We start from the raw sequence: 16,317 nt of genomic DNA on the forward strand, positions 1-16,317 counted from the left end.
CGAGACGCGACAGGATCGACCCGGGACTCGGAACCGGCCGGAGGAGGCAGCGTGCAGCGCGTGACCGGTGTCGGCGGCATCTTCTTCACAGCCCGCGACCCCGAGGCGCTGGCGCAGTGGTACAGCACCCAGCTCGGCGTGGATCCACCACCCGAGTCCTACGACGTGTCCTCGTGGTGGCAGGAAGCGGGCCCGACGGTGCTCGCGCCCACGGGACACGACTCCGAGCACTTCGGGGGCGGAGGGCGCTCCTGGGCGCTGAACTTCAGGGTCGCCGACCTCGACGCCATGGTCGAGCAACTGCGGGGCAACGGCGTGGTCGTCGACGTCGACCCTCAGGTCTACCCCAACGGTCGCTTCGCCTCGTTGCAGGATCCCGAGGGCAACCCGCTGCAGCTGTGGCAGCCGGCCGGAGCCGATCAGCGTGGACCCACCTGAGCCGCATCGGCCCCTCGGCGATGTACCGGTCGTCCCGCGGTGACCGCACGATCGTGCACAGGCGCGGTTCGACGCTCGTGACGATGAGCGAGTGCAGGCTGAGCACGACGATCACCCGCACGTGGCGATGAGCGCCGGTGGGTTCGTCAGCGATCTCGTGCGGTGGTCAGCCGTTCCTGCGCCGGCCGCACCGGCGACGACCAGCTGTCCGGTACGTCGTACGCCTCCGGCGAGTGGTGGCTACCGCGCGAAGGCGCGGAACGGGTTGCGGACGCAGAGGTCGTCGACCACGTCCGCGTCGACACCCGCCGCCCGCAGCGCCGGCAGGAACGAGCCGGTCAGGTCCGTGAACGGCCGGGGGGTTCCGCCGCCCGGCAGGGCCGGGTCGAACCACCCCGCGTCGTGGGACAGCAGGACCTGGCCGGCCTGTCCCGCCTCGAGGCTGCCGAGCACCAGCTCCAGCGTCCGGGTGTCGTCGCCCTGCCCGACGTCGTCGAACTCGATCCACGCGCCGCGGTCGACGATCGCCTGCCGCAGAGCGGGGTCGGTGATGGTCTGCGTGTGGATCGAGAGGAAGCGGTCCGGCGCCAGCCCCTCGGCCACGGCGAGGTCGATCTGCCCCAGCACGACGTCCCCGTTCGTGGTGTGGGATCCGACGAGGGCCCCGGTGCGGGCCGCGGCCCGGGCCGCCGCGCGCACGACGCGCTCCTCGACCGGCCGGATGCCGTCCTCGGCCGCGGAGATCTTGATGAACCCGGCGAGGACGCCGGAGCCGTCGACGCCCTCGGTCAGTTCGCGGTGCATCCACGCCTCGAGCTCGTCGTCGCTCGCGCCGTACACCCAGTCCGGCACCCACGGTTCGCGGTAGACCCCGGTCGCGACCACCACGGGCACGCCCGTGCGGCGGCTCACGTCGAGGACGAGGTCGACGCGCCGACCGAGGCCGGGGGGCGTGCACTCGACGAGCGCGGTGACCCCAGCCGCGGCAGCCCCGGCCAGCAGCGGTTCCACGACCGACGCGAACTCGGCCGGGTCGGCCTGGGCGAAACCCGGGGAGTCGGCGGGGCGGAAGTCGACGAGGAGGTGCTCGTGCGGCAGGACGAGGCCCACGTCCCCGGCGCCGAGGGGACCGAGCGTCGTGTGCAGGTGTCGCGCCTGTGCGGCGGTGTCGAGGGGCTCTGCCACGTCGTCTCCCGGGTGCGGTGGGTGGACCCTGGTCCAGGGCTCGACATCCTAGGAGTTCCGCCGCGTCGGTCCGGCCCCTCCGCGAGGACACCGGCGTCCCGACCCGGCGCACCGGCAGGCTCCCGTCGAGCAGCGCACCGGGTCCGGACGGGATCTGCGCGGGGCGACGGCGTTGGTGGCCCGGAACCCACCTCGCGGTCACGAGACCGACCCCCGACCTCCCATCCTCCGCGACGTCGCGGTCGTGGCGAGAAGCGGATGATCGCTGCCCAGCACCCACCCCCTTCTCCCGACGCCGGGCGCCCCACGATCATGGGGTCATGGCCAGCCTCGACCCGGATGAGCCCACCGACGCCGCCCTGCTCCCCGTCCTGGAGGAACTGCAGGCGCAGGAGCCGATCTTCCACCGCCCCGAGTTGGGTACCGGCGCCGAGGACCTGGAACGGCAGATGGCCCCCGACTTCTTCGAGGTCGGCGCGTCCGGACACCGCTACAGCCGTTCCCACGTGCAGGAGGTCCTGCTGGAGCGGTACGCCGCGGGAGGTGAGGACCCGTGGGGGACGTCGGGCTTCTACTGCCGGCAGCTCGGCCCGGACACCTACCTGCTCACCTACACCCTCCGGCAGGGACAACGGGTGACCCGGCGAGTGACGGTCTGGCGGCGCAGCGAGCAGGGGTGGCAGGTGGTCTACCACCAGGGCACACCGGTGACCTGACCCGAGGCGGCCGCGGGGCACCGGGAACGCGACGCCCGGTCATCCCGCACCCGGTGCGCCGTCGTGGCCGGCCGCCGACGTCCGCCCCTGCCGACGACCGGGTGGTCGTCAGTCGCCTCCTACGCTGGGCGGGTGCCCGTGGTCGTCGAGGTCGTGACCGTCATCGCCGCCCCACCCGCCGTCGTCTTCGACCTGGAACTCGACGTCGACGTCCACACCGCCTCCCTCGCCCGCAGCGGCGAGACCGCCACCACCAGCACCGGCCGGCGCCGGCTCCACCTCGGCGACGAAGTCACCCTCCACGCCCGCCACCTGGGACTGCGCTGGCGGATGACCAGCCGGATCACCGCGCACGAACGCCCGCACCGCTTCGTCGACGAGCAGATCCGCGGGCCCTTCCGCGCCCTGCACCACGAGCACCTCTTCGAGGATCTCGGGACGCGAGGAACCCGCATGACCGACCGCATGAGCATCACCGCACCGGCGGGGGCCCTGGGCGAGGTCGCCGCCCACCTGGTGCTCGCGCCCTACCTGCGCCGCCTCCTGCGCCACCGCGCGACCCACGTCGGGCAGGCCGCCGAAGCAGGTAGGAGGCCTCTCGCCTGACCCACGACCGGCGGCGTCCTCGCACGACGGCTCGCTGCGCGACGGGTCTCCACGCCGCACGACCTCCCGGTCCCGAGCCGACCGCATCCATCAGGATCCGAGAAGCCCCGCTCCCCTGGCCGGTTCTAGCGTCGAGATCAGACCCGGTCGAAGGGGTCGCGGTCAACGGCGACAGGAGGAGAGCAACGATGGGTTCGGCAGCGAGACCGGTCGGCGCGGGCGCGGGCGCGGACACCGGGGCGGGGTTCTCCGCGCAGGAACGAGCCGCGATGAGGGTCCGCGCCTCGGAACTGACGACCGAGGCGCGACGCAGCCGCAGCACGGGTGAGGCGGCACGGGACGAGGCCGGGGGGAAGGCGGCGCGCAAGGCGGCGGCTGACGAGGCCGACGTGCTGGCGAAGATCGCTCAGATGCCGGAGGCGGACCGCGCCCTGGCCCGGCGCGTGCACGAGGTCGTCAGCGCGGCGGCGCCGGACCTGGCGCCGAAGCCGTACTACGGGCAGCCCGGTTACGCCAGGGAGGGGAGAGTCGTGTGCTTCTTCCGCAGCGGGCAGGTGGACGGGTTGCGGTACTCGACCTTCGGATTCAGCCCCGCGGCGCACCTGGACGAGACCGGAGGTCTGTGGCCGACCTCGTACGCGTTGACGAGCCAGGCGACCGAACGAGCGTGGCAGCAGATCGCCGAACTGGTCGCGCAGGCCACCACGACCGTCACCGCGTCCGGGGACTGAGCACCGAGCCGCCGCACCTCGGCCGAGGCGGGAACCACGCCGCACTCGCCCGGCCGGTGTCGTCCCCGCATCGTGCCGTGGGCAGGAGGAAGGGAACCTCGCCGAGGGAGTTCACGGTCGTGCCGCCTCGCGGGTGGATCGCCACCACGGCGCCGATCGCGCGCCGCTCGCAGCGCTTCGTCAGGCTCGACGCCTCACGTCTCGATCCACACCTCATCGAGGTTGACCCCGTCGTGCTCGGGCGAGGGAGTCAGGCGCGCCCGGGTGACCCCGGCTTCCCTCAAGGCCTGCACGACGATGCCGGCGGTGGTGCGGCCGGCTTCGGGGGCCATGTAGCCGTTGTTGTCGATCACGACGTACGGACCGTCAGGGTGGCGGTAGACGTCGCTGACCCAGCCGGGACTGTCCAGGGGCCGGGGCAGGAGGTGGTTGCGCTCCATCTCCTCCTCGTCCAGCTCCCGTCCGTCCTCGACGACGAAGGAGAAGCGCGGCACCACCGAGGCCAGGGCGTGCGCGGCACGTTCAGCCTGGTCAGTGGAGACGCGCACCTGCAGCGACGTGTCCTGCGTGTCCCCATCCGGGTCGCGGGGGTTGGGCCCGAACAGGGCGGGGTCCACCTCGATGATCGGCTCGCTCACGACCGACCAGTGTGGAAGGCGCAGGACGCCGGGCGCGAGCCGATTCACCCTCGTGCCGCGCGGCGCGGAGTCGCGGCCTCAGAACCCTGCGGGTGAGATGACGGTCGTCCCGCGATCCGGGCACGGTCGGCGCGGGCAGGCACGCGCAGCGGTGTGGCGGCGCTCAGGCGTCGTCGTGGGCCAGGGAGCTCGACAGGTCGCGGTGGGCCTCGACCTGCTCGAGGAGGGTCTTCGCCTTGGCCGTGGCGGTCTCGACCGCGTCGGCGCCGGCGACCCAGCGCAGCGGAGGCTGCTCCATCGCGGCGACCTGCATCAAGGCGGCGGCGAGCTTGGCCGGGTCCCCACCCTGCCGGCCGTTCATCCCCTTCCACGCCTCGATCGTCGCCGCGGTGCGCTGGGCGTAGTCCGCGATGGACAGCTCCGGCCACGACGTCGAAGCACCCTCGACCAGCAGTTCGGTGCGGAAGAAACCGGGCTCGACGATGGTGGTGTCGATCCCGTACGGCGCCACGTCGAAGCGCAGGGCCTCCATCCACCCCTCCAGGGCGAACTTCGAGGCGCAGTAGGCGGCGACGAACTCCTGACCCACCAGCCCGGCGGTGGAGCTGAAGGTGATGACGTGCCCGCTGCGCTGGGCGCGCATGACCGGCAGCACCGCCCGGGTGACGTTGAGGGGCCCGAAGAAGTTGGTCTCCACCTGCGCGCGGAACTGCGCGGGGCTGATCTCCTCGAAGAACCCGGCGTAGAAGTTTCCCGCGTTGTTGACCAGCACGTCGATGCGCCCGAAGCGCGCCGTGGCCGCCTGCACCGCCGCCGCGACGTCGGCCTCGTCGGTGATGTCCAAGGAGAGGACCAGCAGGTCCTCGTGCTCGCCCAGCACCGCAGCGACCCGGTGCGCGCTGCGGCCGGTGGCGACGACCCGGTGCCCGGCGGCCAGCGCGGCGCGGGTGATGTCCACGCCCATGCCCCGCCCGGCGCCGGTGATCAGCCACACCGCGCGCTCAGTGCCCGTCACGGTGCTCGGTGCCGTCGTCTCAGTCATGTCGTTCCTCCGTCAGGGGTGCAGGTACCCCGCCTGGGTGCTCGAACGTGGCGCAGCGCACGTGGACGTGGCGGGTGCCCCCAGCCAACTCCCCTGCCGACGGGTGGAGAAGTCACTGCTGGCAGGTGTACCGGCAGTCCACCCCTCCCCTGCGCTCGACGGGCCTTCGAGGTGCCCGGCAGTGCCCAGCCCGACTGGTGTGGAAGACCGCGATCAAGCCCGGAACGAGGTCGAGGCCCTCCTGACCTCACGCCGAGCGAGGATCGCTCCGCGGCAGGTCGGCTGGTCGACTCCCGGTCGACCACGCCCGGTCCACCGTCCTCGACGACCGTGCCCGACGTCCGGGCCGACCGGGAACGTGCTGCCGACGACGAGAGGCGTCAGCACCACGAGCCCGGGGACGTGGCGGTCTCGCCTGCAGCGGGGTCGCCCAGGGGCGGTGAACGGCGAGGCCCGGCCCGTTCCCCGGCGCCCGCGCCCGGTGTGCGCGAGGATCGGTCCATGGACGAGATCCGGGCGGGGCGAGTCGCCGCCGTCAGCCGCGACGACACGCACCGGTTCAGCAAGGACGCCGTGGAGGCCGTCACGCTGCTGGCGGGCCTCGGCGTCGAGGGCGACGCGCACGCCGGGACCACGGTGCAGCACCGCTCCCGGGTGGCCGTCGACCCGACCCGGCCCAACCTGCGCCAGGTGCACCTCCTCCAGGGGGAGCTGCACGACGAGCTGCGGGAGCGGGGTTTCGAGGTCGGCCCGGGTCAGCTGGGCGAGAACATCACCACCCGGGGTCTGGACCTGCTCCACCTGCCCCGCGGGGCCCGGCTGCACCTGGGCGAGGAGGCCGTCGTGGAGATCACCGGGTTGCGCAACCCCTGCGCGCAGATCAACGCCTTCCAGCCGGGTCTGCTCAAGGCCGTCACCCCCCGGGACCCCGACGGCGAGGTCGTGCGCAAGGCCGGCGTCATGGGGGTCGTCGTCCGCGGCGGGCGGGTGCGCGCCGGGGACCGCGTCGAGGTGGAGGTCCCGCCGCAGCCCTGGGAGGTCCTGCAGCCCGTGTGAACCGCGCCCCGCGGGACCTCACCCCGGGGGCGCTCGCCGGGCCGACGCGTCACGGCACGCGCGGGTTCTCCACCGCGGCGACGGCGCGCACCCGCCCGCTCAGGAACGCACGAGGCGGGCGATCGCGTCGGACGCTTCCTTGATCTTCAGCTCGGCGTTCTCGCCGCCCTCCCGGGCGGCGTCGACGACGCAGTGGGCGAGGTGGTCGTCGAGCAGTTGCAGCGCCACGGCCTGCAGGGCCTTGGTGGCGGCGGACACCTGGGTCAGGACGTCGATGCAGTACGTGTCCTCCTCGACCATGCGGTGCAGGCCGCGGACCTGGCCCTCGATGCGCCGCAGGCGCTTCAGCACCTGCTCCTTGTCCTCGTCGTAGCCGACCACGACCGACTCCTCCACTGCTCGCTGGTACCCGTGAGGGGTACCCGGTGAACGGATCGAGACGGTCGTCCGTTCCCCCGATCGTACCCCGGCCGGGTATGGCCTCCGCGTCGATCGCGGCGCCCGGCGCGGTGCCGGGACCGCGAACCCGGACCGGCTGGCCGGAATACCCGGCACCCGCCTACGCTTACCTCCACAGGTACCCCCCACGGGTACCCCGGACGCACCAGCGACACCCCGAGGAGACCGCGCCATGGCCACGTACGAGTACCGGGTGACCGGGATGACCTGCGCCCACTGCGAGATGTCGGTGCGCGAGGAGGTCGAGCAGCTCGCCGGCGTCGCCGACGTCCAGGTCGACGCCACGACCGGCCGGCTCGTCCTGACCGGCACCGGCCCGGTCGAGGACACCGCCGTCCTGGCGGCGGTGGAGGAGGCCGGTTACTCCGCGGTGCGCGTCTGATGAACGCCGCCGGACGGCTCGCCGCCTACGCCGCCGGTCTGGTCGTGGTGTTCGGGGGCTCCTACGCCGTCGCCTCGGCGGTGGTGCCCGCGGACGCCGTCGCGCAGTGGCGGGAGGACGCGGCCGCCGCGCGGCACGACCCCGCGGCCCACGACCCCGCAACCGACCACCCCGCGGAGGACACCGCCGCGGCCTCGACCGACGAGCCGGGACTCGCGGGGTTGTCGCTCGCCGCGGACGGCCACGTCCTCTCCCCCGTGCGCGCCCCCGGCGCCGTCGGGCAACCCGGCACGCTGTCGTTCCAGGTCCTGGACCCGGCGGGGACGCCGGTCACCGACTACGCGATCGCGCACGAGGAGGACCTGCACCTCATCGTGGTGCGCTCCGACGGCGCCGGCTTCCGGCACGTGCACCCCGCCCTGGACCCGGCGACCGGCACGTGGTCGATCCCGTGGACGTGGGAGGCGGCGGGCACCCACCGGGTCTTCGCCGACTTCACCCCCGCCGGCGCCGCCGGCGGGCTGACGCTGACCCGAACGGTGCAGGTGGCCGGGGACGTCACCCCCTCCTCGCCGCCGCTCAGCGCGGTCAGCGAGGTCGACGGCTTCACCGTCACCGCGACGGGGGACCTGACCGCGGGCCGCTCCGGCGAGCTGGACCTGACGGTGACCCGCGAGGGCGAGCCGGTGACGACGCTGGAGCCCTACCTGGGCGCCTACGGGCACCTGGTCGCGCTGCGCGAGGGCGACCTGGCCTACCTGCACGTGCACGCCGAGGGCGAGGCCCCCGCCGCGGGGCGCACCGCGGGCCCGACGACCACCTTCGCGGTGCAGGTCCCCACCGCCGGGCGCTACCTGCTCTACCTGGACTTCCAGGTCGAGGGCCGGGTGCGCACCGCCTCCTTCGTCCTCGAGGCCGCGGCGGCGGGGTCCACGACGGACGCGGCCGACGCCCCGGGGACCAGCGCCCCGACGGCCGGCGCTCCCGAGACCCACGCCCCGGAGACCCACGCCGACGGCTCCGGCGACGCGCACGCGCACTGACCGGCCCGGCCACCGCCGTCGGCCACCGCCGTCGGCCACCGCCGTCGGCCACCCCCCGGCGTCCGCACCCGCGGCACCACGCCCCCGACCCCGTCGACCACCCGAGGAGGAACAGCGCATGAGCACCCAGGTGCCCGCCGCCACCGGGCGGACCCCCGCCGGCCCGAGCATCGAGCTGCAGATCGGCGGGATGACCTGCGCCTCGTGCGCGATGCGGATCGAGAAGAAGCTCAACAAGCTCGACGGGGTCACGGCCACCGTCAACTACGCCACCGAGAAGGCCCGGGTGGTCGTCCCGGCCGGCTACGACCCCGCGCAGCTCATCGCCGAGGTCGGCAAGGCCGGCTACACCGCCGCGCTGCCGGCCCCCCCGCCGTCCTCCACCGGGGGCGCGGAACCCGGGGACGGGGCGGGACCGGGGGACGGCGAGGTGCGGACGCTGCGCCAGCGGCTCACCGGCGCGGTCGCGCTGTCCGTGCCGGTCATCGTCGTGTCGATGGTCCCCGCCCTGCAGTTCGACCACTGGCAGTGGGCCGCCCTGACCCTGACCGCCCCGGTGGTCACCTGGGCGGCGTGGCCGTTCCACCGGGCCGCCTGGACGAACCTGCGCCACGGCACCGCCACCATGGACACCCTCGTCTCGACGGGCACCCTCAGCGCGTTCCTGTGGTCGCTGTACGCCCTGTTCCTCGGCGACGCCGGCGCCCCCGGGATGACCCACCCCTTCCGGTTCACCCCCACCCCCGGTGACGGCTCCTCGAACACCTACCTCGAGGTCGCGGCCGCGGTGCCGATGTTCGTCCTCGCCGGGCGCTACGTCGAGAAGCGCTCGAAGCGGCAGGCCGGCGCCGCGCTGCGCGCCCTGCTCGACCTGGGCGCCAAGGAGGTCGCGCTGCTGCGCGACGGGGTCGAGACGAGGATCCCCGCCGACCGGCTCGCCGTGGGCGACGAGTTCGTCGTCCGCCCCGGGGAGAAGATCGCCACCGACGGCGTCGTCGTCTCCGGCACCTCCGCCGTCGACGCCTCGATGCTGACCGGGGAGTCCGTGCCGGTCGAGGTCGGCGGGGGGGACGCCGTCACCGGCGCCACCGTCAACGCCGGCGGGCGCCTCGTCGTGCGCGCCACCCGCGTCGGCTCCGACACCCGGCTCGCCCAGATGGCCCGCCTCGTCGAGGACGCCCAGACCGGCAAGGCCGAGGTCCAGCGCCTGGCCGACCGGGTCTCGGGGGTCTTCGTGCCCGTCGTCGTCGCGATCGCCGTCGCCACCCTGGCGGGCTGGCTCGGCGCGGGGTCCGGGGTCGGCGCCGCCTTCACCGCCGCCGTCGCCGTCCTCGTCGTGGCCTGCCCCTGCGCCCTCGGCCTGGCCACCCCCACCGCCCTGCTCGTCGGGACCGGTCGCGGCGCCCAGGTGGGGGTCCTCATCAAGGGCCCCGAGGTCCTGGAGTCCACCCGCCGGGTCGACACCGTCGTGCTCGACAAGACCGGCACCGTCACCACCGGGGAGATGGCGCTGGTCGACGTGATCACCACCCCGGGCACCGACCGCACCCTGCTGCTGCGCCTGGCCGGGGCGCTGGAGGACGCCTCCGAGCACCCCGTCGCCCGGGCCGTCGCCCGGGCCGCCACCGCCGAGGTCGGGCCCCTGCCCACCCCGGAGGACTTCGCCAACGTCGAGGGCCGCGGCGTGCAGGGGGTCGTCCCCCTGGACGGGCCGGCCGGCCGGACCAGCCACGCCGTGCTCGTGGGGCGCGAGTCCCTGCTGGCCGAGTGGTCCCAGCCCCTGCCCGGGGACCTGTCCGCGGCCAAGGCGCGCGCCGAGGCCGGGGGCCGGACCGTCGTCGCCGTCGGCTGGGACGGAGCCGCCCGCGGCCTGCTCGTGGTCGCCGACACCGTCAGGCCCACCAGCGCCCGCGCCGTCGCCGAGCTGAAGGGCCTGGGCCTGACCCCGGTCCTGCTCACCGGGGACAACACCGCCGTGGCCCGGCGGATCGCCGCCGAGGTCGGCATCGACGAGGTCGTCGCCGAGGTCCTGCCCGCGGGGAAGGTCGACGTCGTCAAGGGCCTGCAGGCGCAGGGCCGGACGGTGGCGGTGGTCGGCGACGGCGTCAACGACGCCCCCGCCCTGGCCCAGGCCGACCTCGGCCTGGCGATGGGCACCGGCACCGACGTGGCGATCGAGGCCTCCGACATCACCCTGGTGCGCGGGGACCTGCTGAGCGCCGTCGACGCGATCCGCCTCTCGCGCCGGACGCTGGGCACGATCAGGGGGAACCTGTTCTGGGCCTTCGCCTACAACGTCGCCGCCGTCCCGGTCGCGGCGCTGGGGATGCTGAACCCGATGCTCGCCGGGGCCGCGATGGCGTTCTCCTCGGTGTTCGTCGTGGGCAACAGCCTGCGGCTGCGCCGCTTCCGGAGCGTGGCCGGGCAGCCCGGCGCCTGAGGCCCCTCCCCCGGCGGGCGGGGTTCAGCGACCGGGGGTTCAGCGGCCGGTGGCCACCGCGCGGACGTGCTCGGGGAGCTCGGCGACGACGGCGTCGAGGAACGCGCCCAGCGCCCCGCGCTCGGCCGAGGCGGCGATCCAGCGCCGGTAGGCCTCCCGCCAGATCGTCAGCAGCAGCCCGGCGGCCAGGCTCGCCCCGTCGGCGCTGACGCCCTGCGCCCGCAGGAACTCCTCGGACCGCTGCTGCCACCGCGCCTGCTGGGCCAGGTCGCGGGCCCGCAGGGCGGGGTTGTCGTCCAGGACCCGTTCCCGGGCGCACTTGACCGCGGGGTCCTCGTCCACCGACCGGGCCAGCGTGTTCACCCCGTGCAGCAGCCGGGCCAGCGGGTGGACGTCGGGGCCGGCGGCGGAGGCCACCTCCACGACCTCGGCGAACGCGTCCTCGTCGGCGGCGAACATCGCCTCGTCCTTGTCGCGCACGTGGCGGAAGAAGGTGCGGGTGGACATGTCCGCGGCGTCGGCGATGTCGGCGACCGTCGTCGCCTCGTACCCGCGCTCGACGAACAGCCGCAGGGCGTGCTCGGCCAGGGAGCGCCGGGTGGCGGCCTGCCGCCGTTCACGGGGGGTCGGTCGGTCCACGGCCCCATTCCAGCACACCGGACTGCAGGGGACGACACCTTGACAAGGTGAGTCGATGTGTCACATCGTGCCAAGTGGGCGCGTACCGACGCCCTCCCCCGCACGACAGGAGCTCACCGTGGACGTCACCGGTTCCACCGCACTCATCACCGGCGCCTCGGGCGGCATCGGCGCCGGCATCGCCCGGGCCCTGGCCGCCCGCGGCGCCGACCTCGTGCTCGTCGCCCGCAGCGCCGACAAGCTGGAGGCGCTGGCGGCCGACCTCCGCGCCCGGCACGGCCGCGACGTCCTCGTCGTGCCCCTCGACCTGTCCACCCCCGGCGCCGGGGCCCGCGTGCAGGAGGCGCTGAGCGGGCGGACCGTCGACGTGCTGGTCAACAACGCCGGGTTCGGGGTCACCGGCCGCCTCGCCGAGACCGAGGACCCCGACCGGCTGAGCGCCATGATCACCCTGAACTGCACGACGCTCACCGACCTCACCGCCCGCTTCCTGCCCGCGATGGTCCAGCGGCGCCGCGGGGCGGTGGTCAACATCGCCAGCATGGCCGCCTACCTGCCCGCCCCCGGCTTCGCCGCGTACGCGGCGACGAAGGCGTTCGTGCTCTCGCTCTCGCAGGCCCTGTGGGCCGAGACCCGCGGCACCGGGGTCCGGGTCGCGGCCCTGTCCCCGACGGTCACCGACACCGGCTTCTTCGACGTCGCCGGGGAGAACGCGAGCGGGGGGATGCGCCGGCGCAGCGTCGACCAGGTGGTCGCCACCTTCCTCGACACCCTCGACGGCGACCGCCCCGTCGTCGTCGACGGCCGGCGCAACGAGGTCCTCGCCGCCGCCGCCCACCTCGTCCCGCGCGGGCCGCTGCTGCGGCTGGTGGGGCCCCGCTTCGCGGACCGCGTCGCCACCGCCCCGGCCGGCTGAGCACCCGGCCCGCGGGGGTCCCGCCCCGCCGCGGAGGACCCCGCGGGCCCCGCTAGCGTCGCGGAGGTGGGCATGCGGGTCGCGGTCGTCGGAGCGGGCATCGGCGGTCTCGTGCTCGCCGCGGGGTTGCAGCGGGACGGGCACCGCGTCCGCGTCCACGAGCGGCGCGCGGACGCCGGGACGAGCGGCGCGGGCCTGACGCTCTTCGGCAACGCCTTCGCCGCGCTGGACGCGGTGGGGCTGGGCGACGACGTCCGCGCCGTCAGCGGGACGGGCCTCGCGGGCCTGCGCGCGGGTCAGCGGCGGCCCTCGGGCCGGTGGCTGGCGGTCCTGCCCCCGGAGGCCACGGCGTCCTCGCGCAGCGTGCACCGCGCGGACCTGCACCGCGTCCTGCTCGCCCGCCTCCAGGACGGTTCGCTGCGGACCGGCTCCCCGGTCACGGTGTCGGGCGACGGCTCACCGGTGCTGCGGACCCCCGACGGGGAGGAGGAGCACGACCTCGTCGTCGCCGCCGACGGCCTGCGCAGCACCAGCCGGCGCGTCCTGGGCCTGGACACCGGCACCCGCCCCGCCGGCTACACCGCCTGGCGCGGGGTCACCCGGGGCCCCCTCGACGTCGGCGGGCAGGCGGGGGAGACCTGGGGGCGGGGGCAGCGGTTCGGGATCGTCCCCCTGCCCGACGGCCGCGTCTACTGGTTCGCCACCGCGACCACGCCCGGGTCCCCGGAGTCCCCCGCGTCCCCCGCGTCGCCCGGGTCCGCCGACGAGCACGACGCGGTGCGGGAACGGTTCGCGACGTGGCACGACCCGGTGCCGGCGTGCGTCGACGCGACCGCGCGGGAGGACGTGCTGCGGCACGACGTCCACGACCTCGCCCGCCCGCTGGCCTCCTTCGTCAAGGGCCGGACGGTGCTCCTGGGGGACGCGGCGCACGCGATGACCCCGGACCTGGGGCAGGGGGCCGGTCAGGCCGTCGAGGACGCCGCCACCCTCGTCGTCCTCCTGCGCTCGAACCCGGGCACCGGCGACGGCCTGGCCGCGGCCCTGGCCCGCTACGACCACGAGCGCCGCCGTCGCACGGCGGTGCTGGCCCGGCGGTCCCGGCTCGTGGGCGCGGTGGGGCAGCTCTCCCACCCCCTCGCCGTCGCGGTGCGCGACGGGGTCCTGCGGGCGACCCCGGCCGCCGCGCTCGCGCGGGCGGCCGAGCAGGTGCAGCGCTGGACGCCCCCGGCACCGGCCCGCCGCTGACCGCACCGGGGCACCCCTCCCGCCGGGGCCGCGGGCGGCCCGGGTGCGGCGCTGGGCCGTCCGGGCGGGGCGCGCTCCCGGGGCCCGGGGCGGGCGGGTAGTCTCCGCCCGACCCGGGAGGTGCCGCCGTGCTGTTCGTCCACGACGACCCCGGCGCGCCCGCGCCGTGCTCCCCCCCGACCGCCCGTGCCTGACCCCGTCCCGGCCCCGGCGCCGGGGGTGCTGCGCCTCGTGCTGGACGCCGAGACCTCCGCGGTCCCGCTGGCCCGGCACTGGTCCTCGGAGGTGTGCACCCGCCGGGGGCTGTCGGCCGACGCCCTCGGTGTGCTGCAGCTGCTGGTGACCGAGGCGGTGGCGAACGCGGTCGAGCACGGCCGGGGCCCCATCACCGTCGAGATCGCCTGCCCCGCCGCGGACGGCGTCGCGGGCCCGGTCCGCGTCACGGTGCACGACACCGAACCGCGCCTGCCCGTCCTGCGCCACGTCGGGGCGATGGCCACCGGGGGGCGCGGCGTCGCCCTCATCGACCAGCTGGCCACCGGCTGGGGGGTCCGCGAGGAACGCGGCGCGGGCAAGGCCGTCTGGTTCGAGGTGGCCCCCGGGACCACCTGGCCCGAGGTCTGACCCGGTTCAGCCGCGCAGCGGACCCGGCCGGGACCCCTCGCGCAGGTCCACGACCCGTCCCGTCCCCCCGGGCTCCCCGGGCCCGGGCCGGCGCCCGCCGGGGGGGACGAGGACGACGGGCGCGCGCAGCGTCCGGACCGGCAGCTCCGCCACCGTCCCCGACGCGACGACCACGAGGTCGCCCACGGTGAGGCGCTGGGGCACCACCTCGCCGGGGAACCCCTCGACCACCTCGGCGCGCAGCGGTCCGCGCCCGGCCGCCAGCCGCGACCGCGCCGCCTCGTGCTGGGCCGCGGCGGCCGAGCGGGCGTGCCGGAGCTCCGCCGCCCCGGGCGCGGCGGCGGCCGACCAGGGCCACCAGGTGGTCACCAGCCGCACCGGCAGGTCCCCGCCGCGCTCGAGGACCCACCCCGCGACCGCGTCGTCCGCGGAGGAGACCACGAGCACCCGGCGCGGGGCCGTCAGCACGGCCTGCGGCCCCACCAGGACCAGCGGGGCGGGCGTGCGGGGCAGGACGACCCGCAGGACCCGGCCGGTGCCCGCCCCCACCGACGCCACCCGGCGCCCGCACCCCAGGACGAGCGCCGCGCTGTCCGCGGCGGCCGACAGCAGGGCGGGGCCGGGTTCCCCCGTGGTGACGGTGACGTCGACCTCGGGTCCGCGGCCCGGGACGCGGAGCAGCTCGTCGGCCAGCAGGGCCTCCAGGTCGCCGGGGCCGGCCGCCGCCCCGCGGGCCAGGACGACGTGCAGCGGGCGCCCGCGGGCCGCGCAGTCCCGCAGGGCCCAGCGCACCGCCCGGCGCGAGGCCCCCGATCCGGGGAAGCCCACCGTCGTCCGCGTCGTCCGCGTCGTCCCCGGCATGCGCCCGCCTCCTCGCGGTCGGCCGCGACGCTCCGCGCGGCTGCGTCCGATCCTCCTCCCGGACCCGCCGGCGCACAACGGGACCGCCGTCCCGGCCCCGCGGGCCCGCGCGGGCCGGCGGCTCAGCGCGTCCCCGGCTCCGTCCCCGCGGTGCTCTCGCGCACCACCAGCCGGTGCGGCACGACGATCCGCTGGGGCGCCGCCGCGCTGCGCCGGTCGATGCGGTCGGCCAGGCACATGAGCGCGCGGGCGGCGATCTGCTGCTTGTCCGGGGAGACGGTGGTCAGCGAGGGCGTCGCGTACCGGCCGTCCTCGATGTCGTCGAACCCGGCCAGGGCGACGTCCTCGGGGACGCGGCACCCGCGCCGCGCCGCCGCCCGCAGCGCCCCCAGCGCGAGGCCGTCGCTGAAGCAGAAGACGGCGTCGGGGGGCCGCGGGGCGTCCAGGAGCGCCTCCATCGCGCGGGCCCCCTGGGCGCGGTGCAGCGCCTCGACGGGCACCTCCAGGGCGTCCTCGGGGGCCAGGCCGGCGTCGGCCAGCGCCCGGCGGTGGCCCAGGAGCCGCTGCGCGGCGGTGCCGTTGGACAGGTGCGGCTGCAACCCCACGGCCGCGATGCGGCGCCGCCCCAGCGACAGGAGGTGGGTCGTCACCGCGTGCGCGGCGGCGACGTTGTCCACCGTGACGTGGTCGGCCGCCCCGGCGGGGTCGCGCTCGCCCAGGACGACGAGGGGACGGGCCCCCGCGTGCCGGGACAGCTCCTCGGGCGGCAGCGCCCAGGGGCTGACCACCAGCCCGTCCAGCCCCCGGCCCCCGCGGCCCTCCAGCAGGCGGCGCTCGCCCTCGGCGGTGCCGCCGGACTCCTCGACGACGACGGTCCAGGAGCGTTCCAGGGCGGTCTGGACGACGAGCCCCGCCAGCTCGGCGAAGTAGGCGGAGGTCAGCTCGGGGACGACCAGGCCGATGAGGCCGGTGCGCCCGCCGCGCAGCTGGCGGGCGGCGAGGTTGGGCCGGTAGCCCAGCTCGTCGACGACCCGCTGGACGCGCGCGCGGGTCGCGGGGGCGACCTGGCCGGTCCCGCTGACGACGTTGGAGACCGTCCGCACCGAGACCCCGGCCCTGGCCGCGACCTCGCGCAGGTTCGCCGTCACCCGTGCCCCCCTCGTCCTGGCGCCGCACCCTCCGGCCGGCCGTCGGGTGATCGTCGCACGGCTACTCCCACCCCGACCTTGCCATGTCGCATGCCACGTTGCATGCTGTGGGGACCCAGCACTCGACGAAGAGGTGGACCCCGTG

The 16,317-nt window shown here is 75.9% G+C and carries 18 protein-coding genes; 11 read left to right on the forward strand and 7 right to left on the reverse strand.

All coding sequences use genetic code 11. The features are described from left to right. Positions 1 to 51: 51 nt before the first annotated feature. Entirely contained in the window at positions 52 to 438 is a 387-nt protein-coding gene (locus KRAD_RS07145) for a VOC family protein (RefSeq protein ID WP_012084872.1), read from the forward strand. A gap of 240 nt (positions 439 to 678) precedes the next feature. Here KRAD_RS07145 and KRAD_RS07150 read toward each other — a convergent pair whose 3' ends face one another. Next, positions 679 to 1,623: a phosphotriesterase family protein gene (locus tag KRAD_RS07150; protein WP_012084873.1), complete on the reverse strand. Its 945-nt coding sequence runs from the start codon at positions 1,621 to 1,623 to the stop codon at positions 679 to 681. A gap of 320 nt (positions 1,624 to 1,943) precedes the next feature. Here KRAD_RS07150 and KRAD_RS07155 point away from each other — a divergent pair, with 320 nt between their 5' ends. The 3 genes from KRAD_RS07155 to KRAD_RS07165 all read left to right on the forward strand — a co-directional run bounded on the left by KRAD_RS07155 (position 1,944) and on the right by KRAD_RS07165 (position 3,676). Continuing rightward, positions 1,944 to 2,339, forward strand: a complete 396-nt coding sequence (locus KRAD_RS07155) for a nuclear transport factor 2 family protein (protein ID WP_012084874.1) — start codon at positions 1,944 to 1,946, stop codon at positions 2,337 to 2,339. A gap of 132 nt (positions 2,340 to 2,471) precedes the next feature. After that, entirely contained in the window at positions 2,472 to 2,945 is a 474-nt protein-coding gene (locus KRAD_RS07160; protein ID WP_203417507.1) for an SRPBCC family protein, read from the forward strand. Between the two features lie 188 nt (positions 2,946 to 3,133). Next, entirely contained in the window at positions 3,134 to 3,676 is a 543-nt protein-coding gene (locus KRAD_RS07165) for a DUF1801 domain-containing protein (RefSeq protein ID WP_012084876.1), read from the forward strand. A gap of 194 nt (positions 3,677 to 3,870) precedes the next feature. Here KRAD_RS07165 and KRAD_RS07170 read toward each other — a convergent pair whose 3' ends face one another. Both KRAD_RS07170 and KRAD_RS07175 read right to left on the reverse strand, forming a co-directional pair. Further along, on the reverse strand, positions 3,871 to 4,314 hold the full coding sequence (locus KRAD_RS07170) for a hypothetical protein (protein ID WP_041291950.1): 444 nt from the start codon (positions 4,312 to 4,314) through the stop codon (positions 3,871 to 3,873). 163 nt (positions 4,315 to 4,477) lie between these two features. Next, a complete protein-coding gene (locus KRAD_RS07175; protein WP_012084878.1) occupies positions 4,478 to 5,356 on the reverse strand; it encodes an SDR family NAD(P)-dependent oxidoreductase in 879 nt (292 codons plus the stop codon). Between the two features lie 501 nt (positions 5,357 to 5,857). On the opposite strand from KRAD_RS07175, the gene KRAD_RS07180 reads away from it, so the two are divergent. After that, positions 5,858 to 6,412: an MOSC domain-containing protein gene (locus KRAD_RS07180; RefSeq protein WP_041291952.1), complete on the forward strand. Its 555-nt coding sequence runs from the start codon at positions 5,858 to 5,860 to the stop codon at positions 6,410 to 6,412. Positions 6,413 to 6,511: 99 nt separating this feature from the next. Here the strand turns inward: KRAD_RS07180 and KRAD_RS07185 are convergent, their stop codons facing one another. Beyond that, positions 6,512 to 6,793, reverse strand: a complete 282-nt coding sequence (locus KRAD_RS07185; protein ID WP_041291953.1) for a metal-sensitive transcriptional regulator — start codon at positions 6,791 to 6,793, stop codon at positions 6,512 to 6,514. A gap of 250 nt (positions 6,794 to 7,043) precedes the next feature. Between KRAD_RS07185 and KRAD_RS07190 the strand changes: the two genes are divergently transcribed. The 3 genes from KRAD_RS07190 to KRAD_RS07200 all read left to right on the forward strand — a co-directional run bounded on the left by KRAD_RS07190 (position 7,044) and on the right by KRAD_RS07200 (position 10,736). After that, positions 7,044 to 7,253 (forward strand): heavy-metal-associated domain-containing protein, encoded by a 210-nt coding sequence (locus KRAD_RS07190; RefSeq protein WP_012084881.1) that lies wholly within the window; start codon positions 7,044 to 7,046, stop codon positions 7,251 to 7,253. Further along, complete coding sequence (locus tag KRAD_RS07195) at positions 7,253 to 8,296, forward strand: hypothetical protein (protein WP_012084882.1); 1,044 nt, start codon at positions 7,253 to 7,255, stop codon at positions 8,294 to 8,296. The genes KRAD_RS07190 and KRAD_RS07195 overlap by 1 nt, the downstream gene beginning before the upstream one ends. A 118-nt stretch (positions 8,297 to 8,414) precedes the next feature. After that, the gene (locus tag KRAD_RS07200; protein WP_012084883.1) at positions 8,415 to 10,736 is read left to right on the forward strand and encodes a heavy metal translocating P-type ATPase; all 2,322 of its coding nucleotides are present in this window, start codon (positions 8,415 to 8,417) and stop codon (positions 10,734 to 10,736) included. A gap of 39 nt (positions 10,737 to 10,775) precedes the next feature. Here KRAD_RS07200 and KRAD_RS26405 read toward each other — a convergent pair whose 3' ends face one another. Next, positions 10,776 to 11,375, reverse strand: a complete 600-nt coding sequence (locus tag KRAD_RS26405) for a TetR/AcrR family transcriptional regulator (RefSeq protein ID WP_049821101.1) — start codon at positions 11,373 to 11,375, stop codon at positions 10,776 to 10,778. 118 nt (positions 11,376 to 11,493) lie between these two features. Here KRAD_RS26405 and KRAD_RS07210 point away from each other — a divergent pair, with 118 nt between their 5' ends. The 3 genes from KRAD_RS07210 to KRAD_RS24075 all read left to right on the forward strand — a co-directional run bounded on the left by KRAD_RS07210 (position 11,494) and on the right by KRAD_RS24075 (position 14,163). Continuing rightward, complete coding sequence (locus tag KRAD_RS07210; protein ID WP_041291954.1) at positions 11,494 to 12,291, forward strand: SDR family NAD(P)-dependent oxidoreductase; 798 nt, start codon at positions 11,494 to 11,496, stop codon at positions 12,289 to 12,291. A gap of 72 nt (positions 12,292 to 12,363) precedes the next feature. Continuing rightward, a complete protein-coding gene (locus KRAD_RS07215) occupies positions 12,364 to 13,539 on the forward strand; it encodes an FAD-dependent monooxygenase (RefSeq protein WP_041292830.1) in 1,176 nt (391 codons plus the stop codon). 186 nt (positions 13,540 to 13,725) lie between these two features. Continuing rightward, positions 13,726 to 14,163: an ATP-binding protein gene (locus tag KRAD_RS24075; RefSeq protein WP_049821102.1), complete on the forward strand. Its 438-nt coding sequence runs from the start codon at positions 13,726 to 13,728 to the stop codon at positions 14,161 to 14,163. A 6-nt stretch (positions 14,164 to 14,169) separates the two neighbouring features. Here the strand turns inward: KRAD_RS24075 and KRAD_RS07225 are convergent, their stop codons facing one another. Continuing rightward, complete coding sequence (locus KRAD_RS07225) at positions 14,170 to 15,024, reverse strand: stress-inducible protein (protein WP_012084888.1); 855 nt, start codon at positions 15,022 to 15,024, stop codon at positions 14,170 to 14,172. A gap of 122 nt (positions 15,025 to 15,146) precedes the next feature. Next, positions 15,147 to 16,172, reverse strand: a complete 1,026-nt coding sequence (locus KRAD_RS07230; RefSeq protein ID WP_012084889.1) for a LacI family DNA-binding transcriptional regulator — start codon at positions 16,170 to 16,172, stop codon at positions 15,147 to 15,149. Positions 16,173 to 16,317 lie beyond the last annotated feature (145 nt).

Source organism: Kineococcus radiotolerans SRS30216 = ATCC BAA-149 (assembly GCF_000017305.1).
GTDB classification, from domain to species: Bacteria; Actinomycetota; Actinomycetes; order Actinomycetales; family Kineococcaceae; genus Kineococcus; species Kineococcus radiotolerans.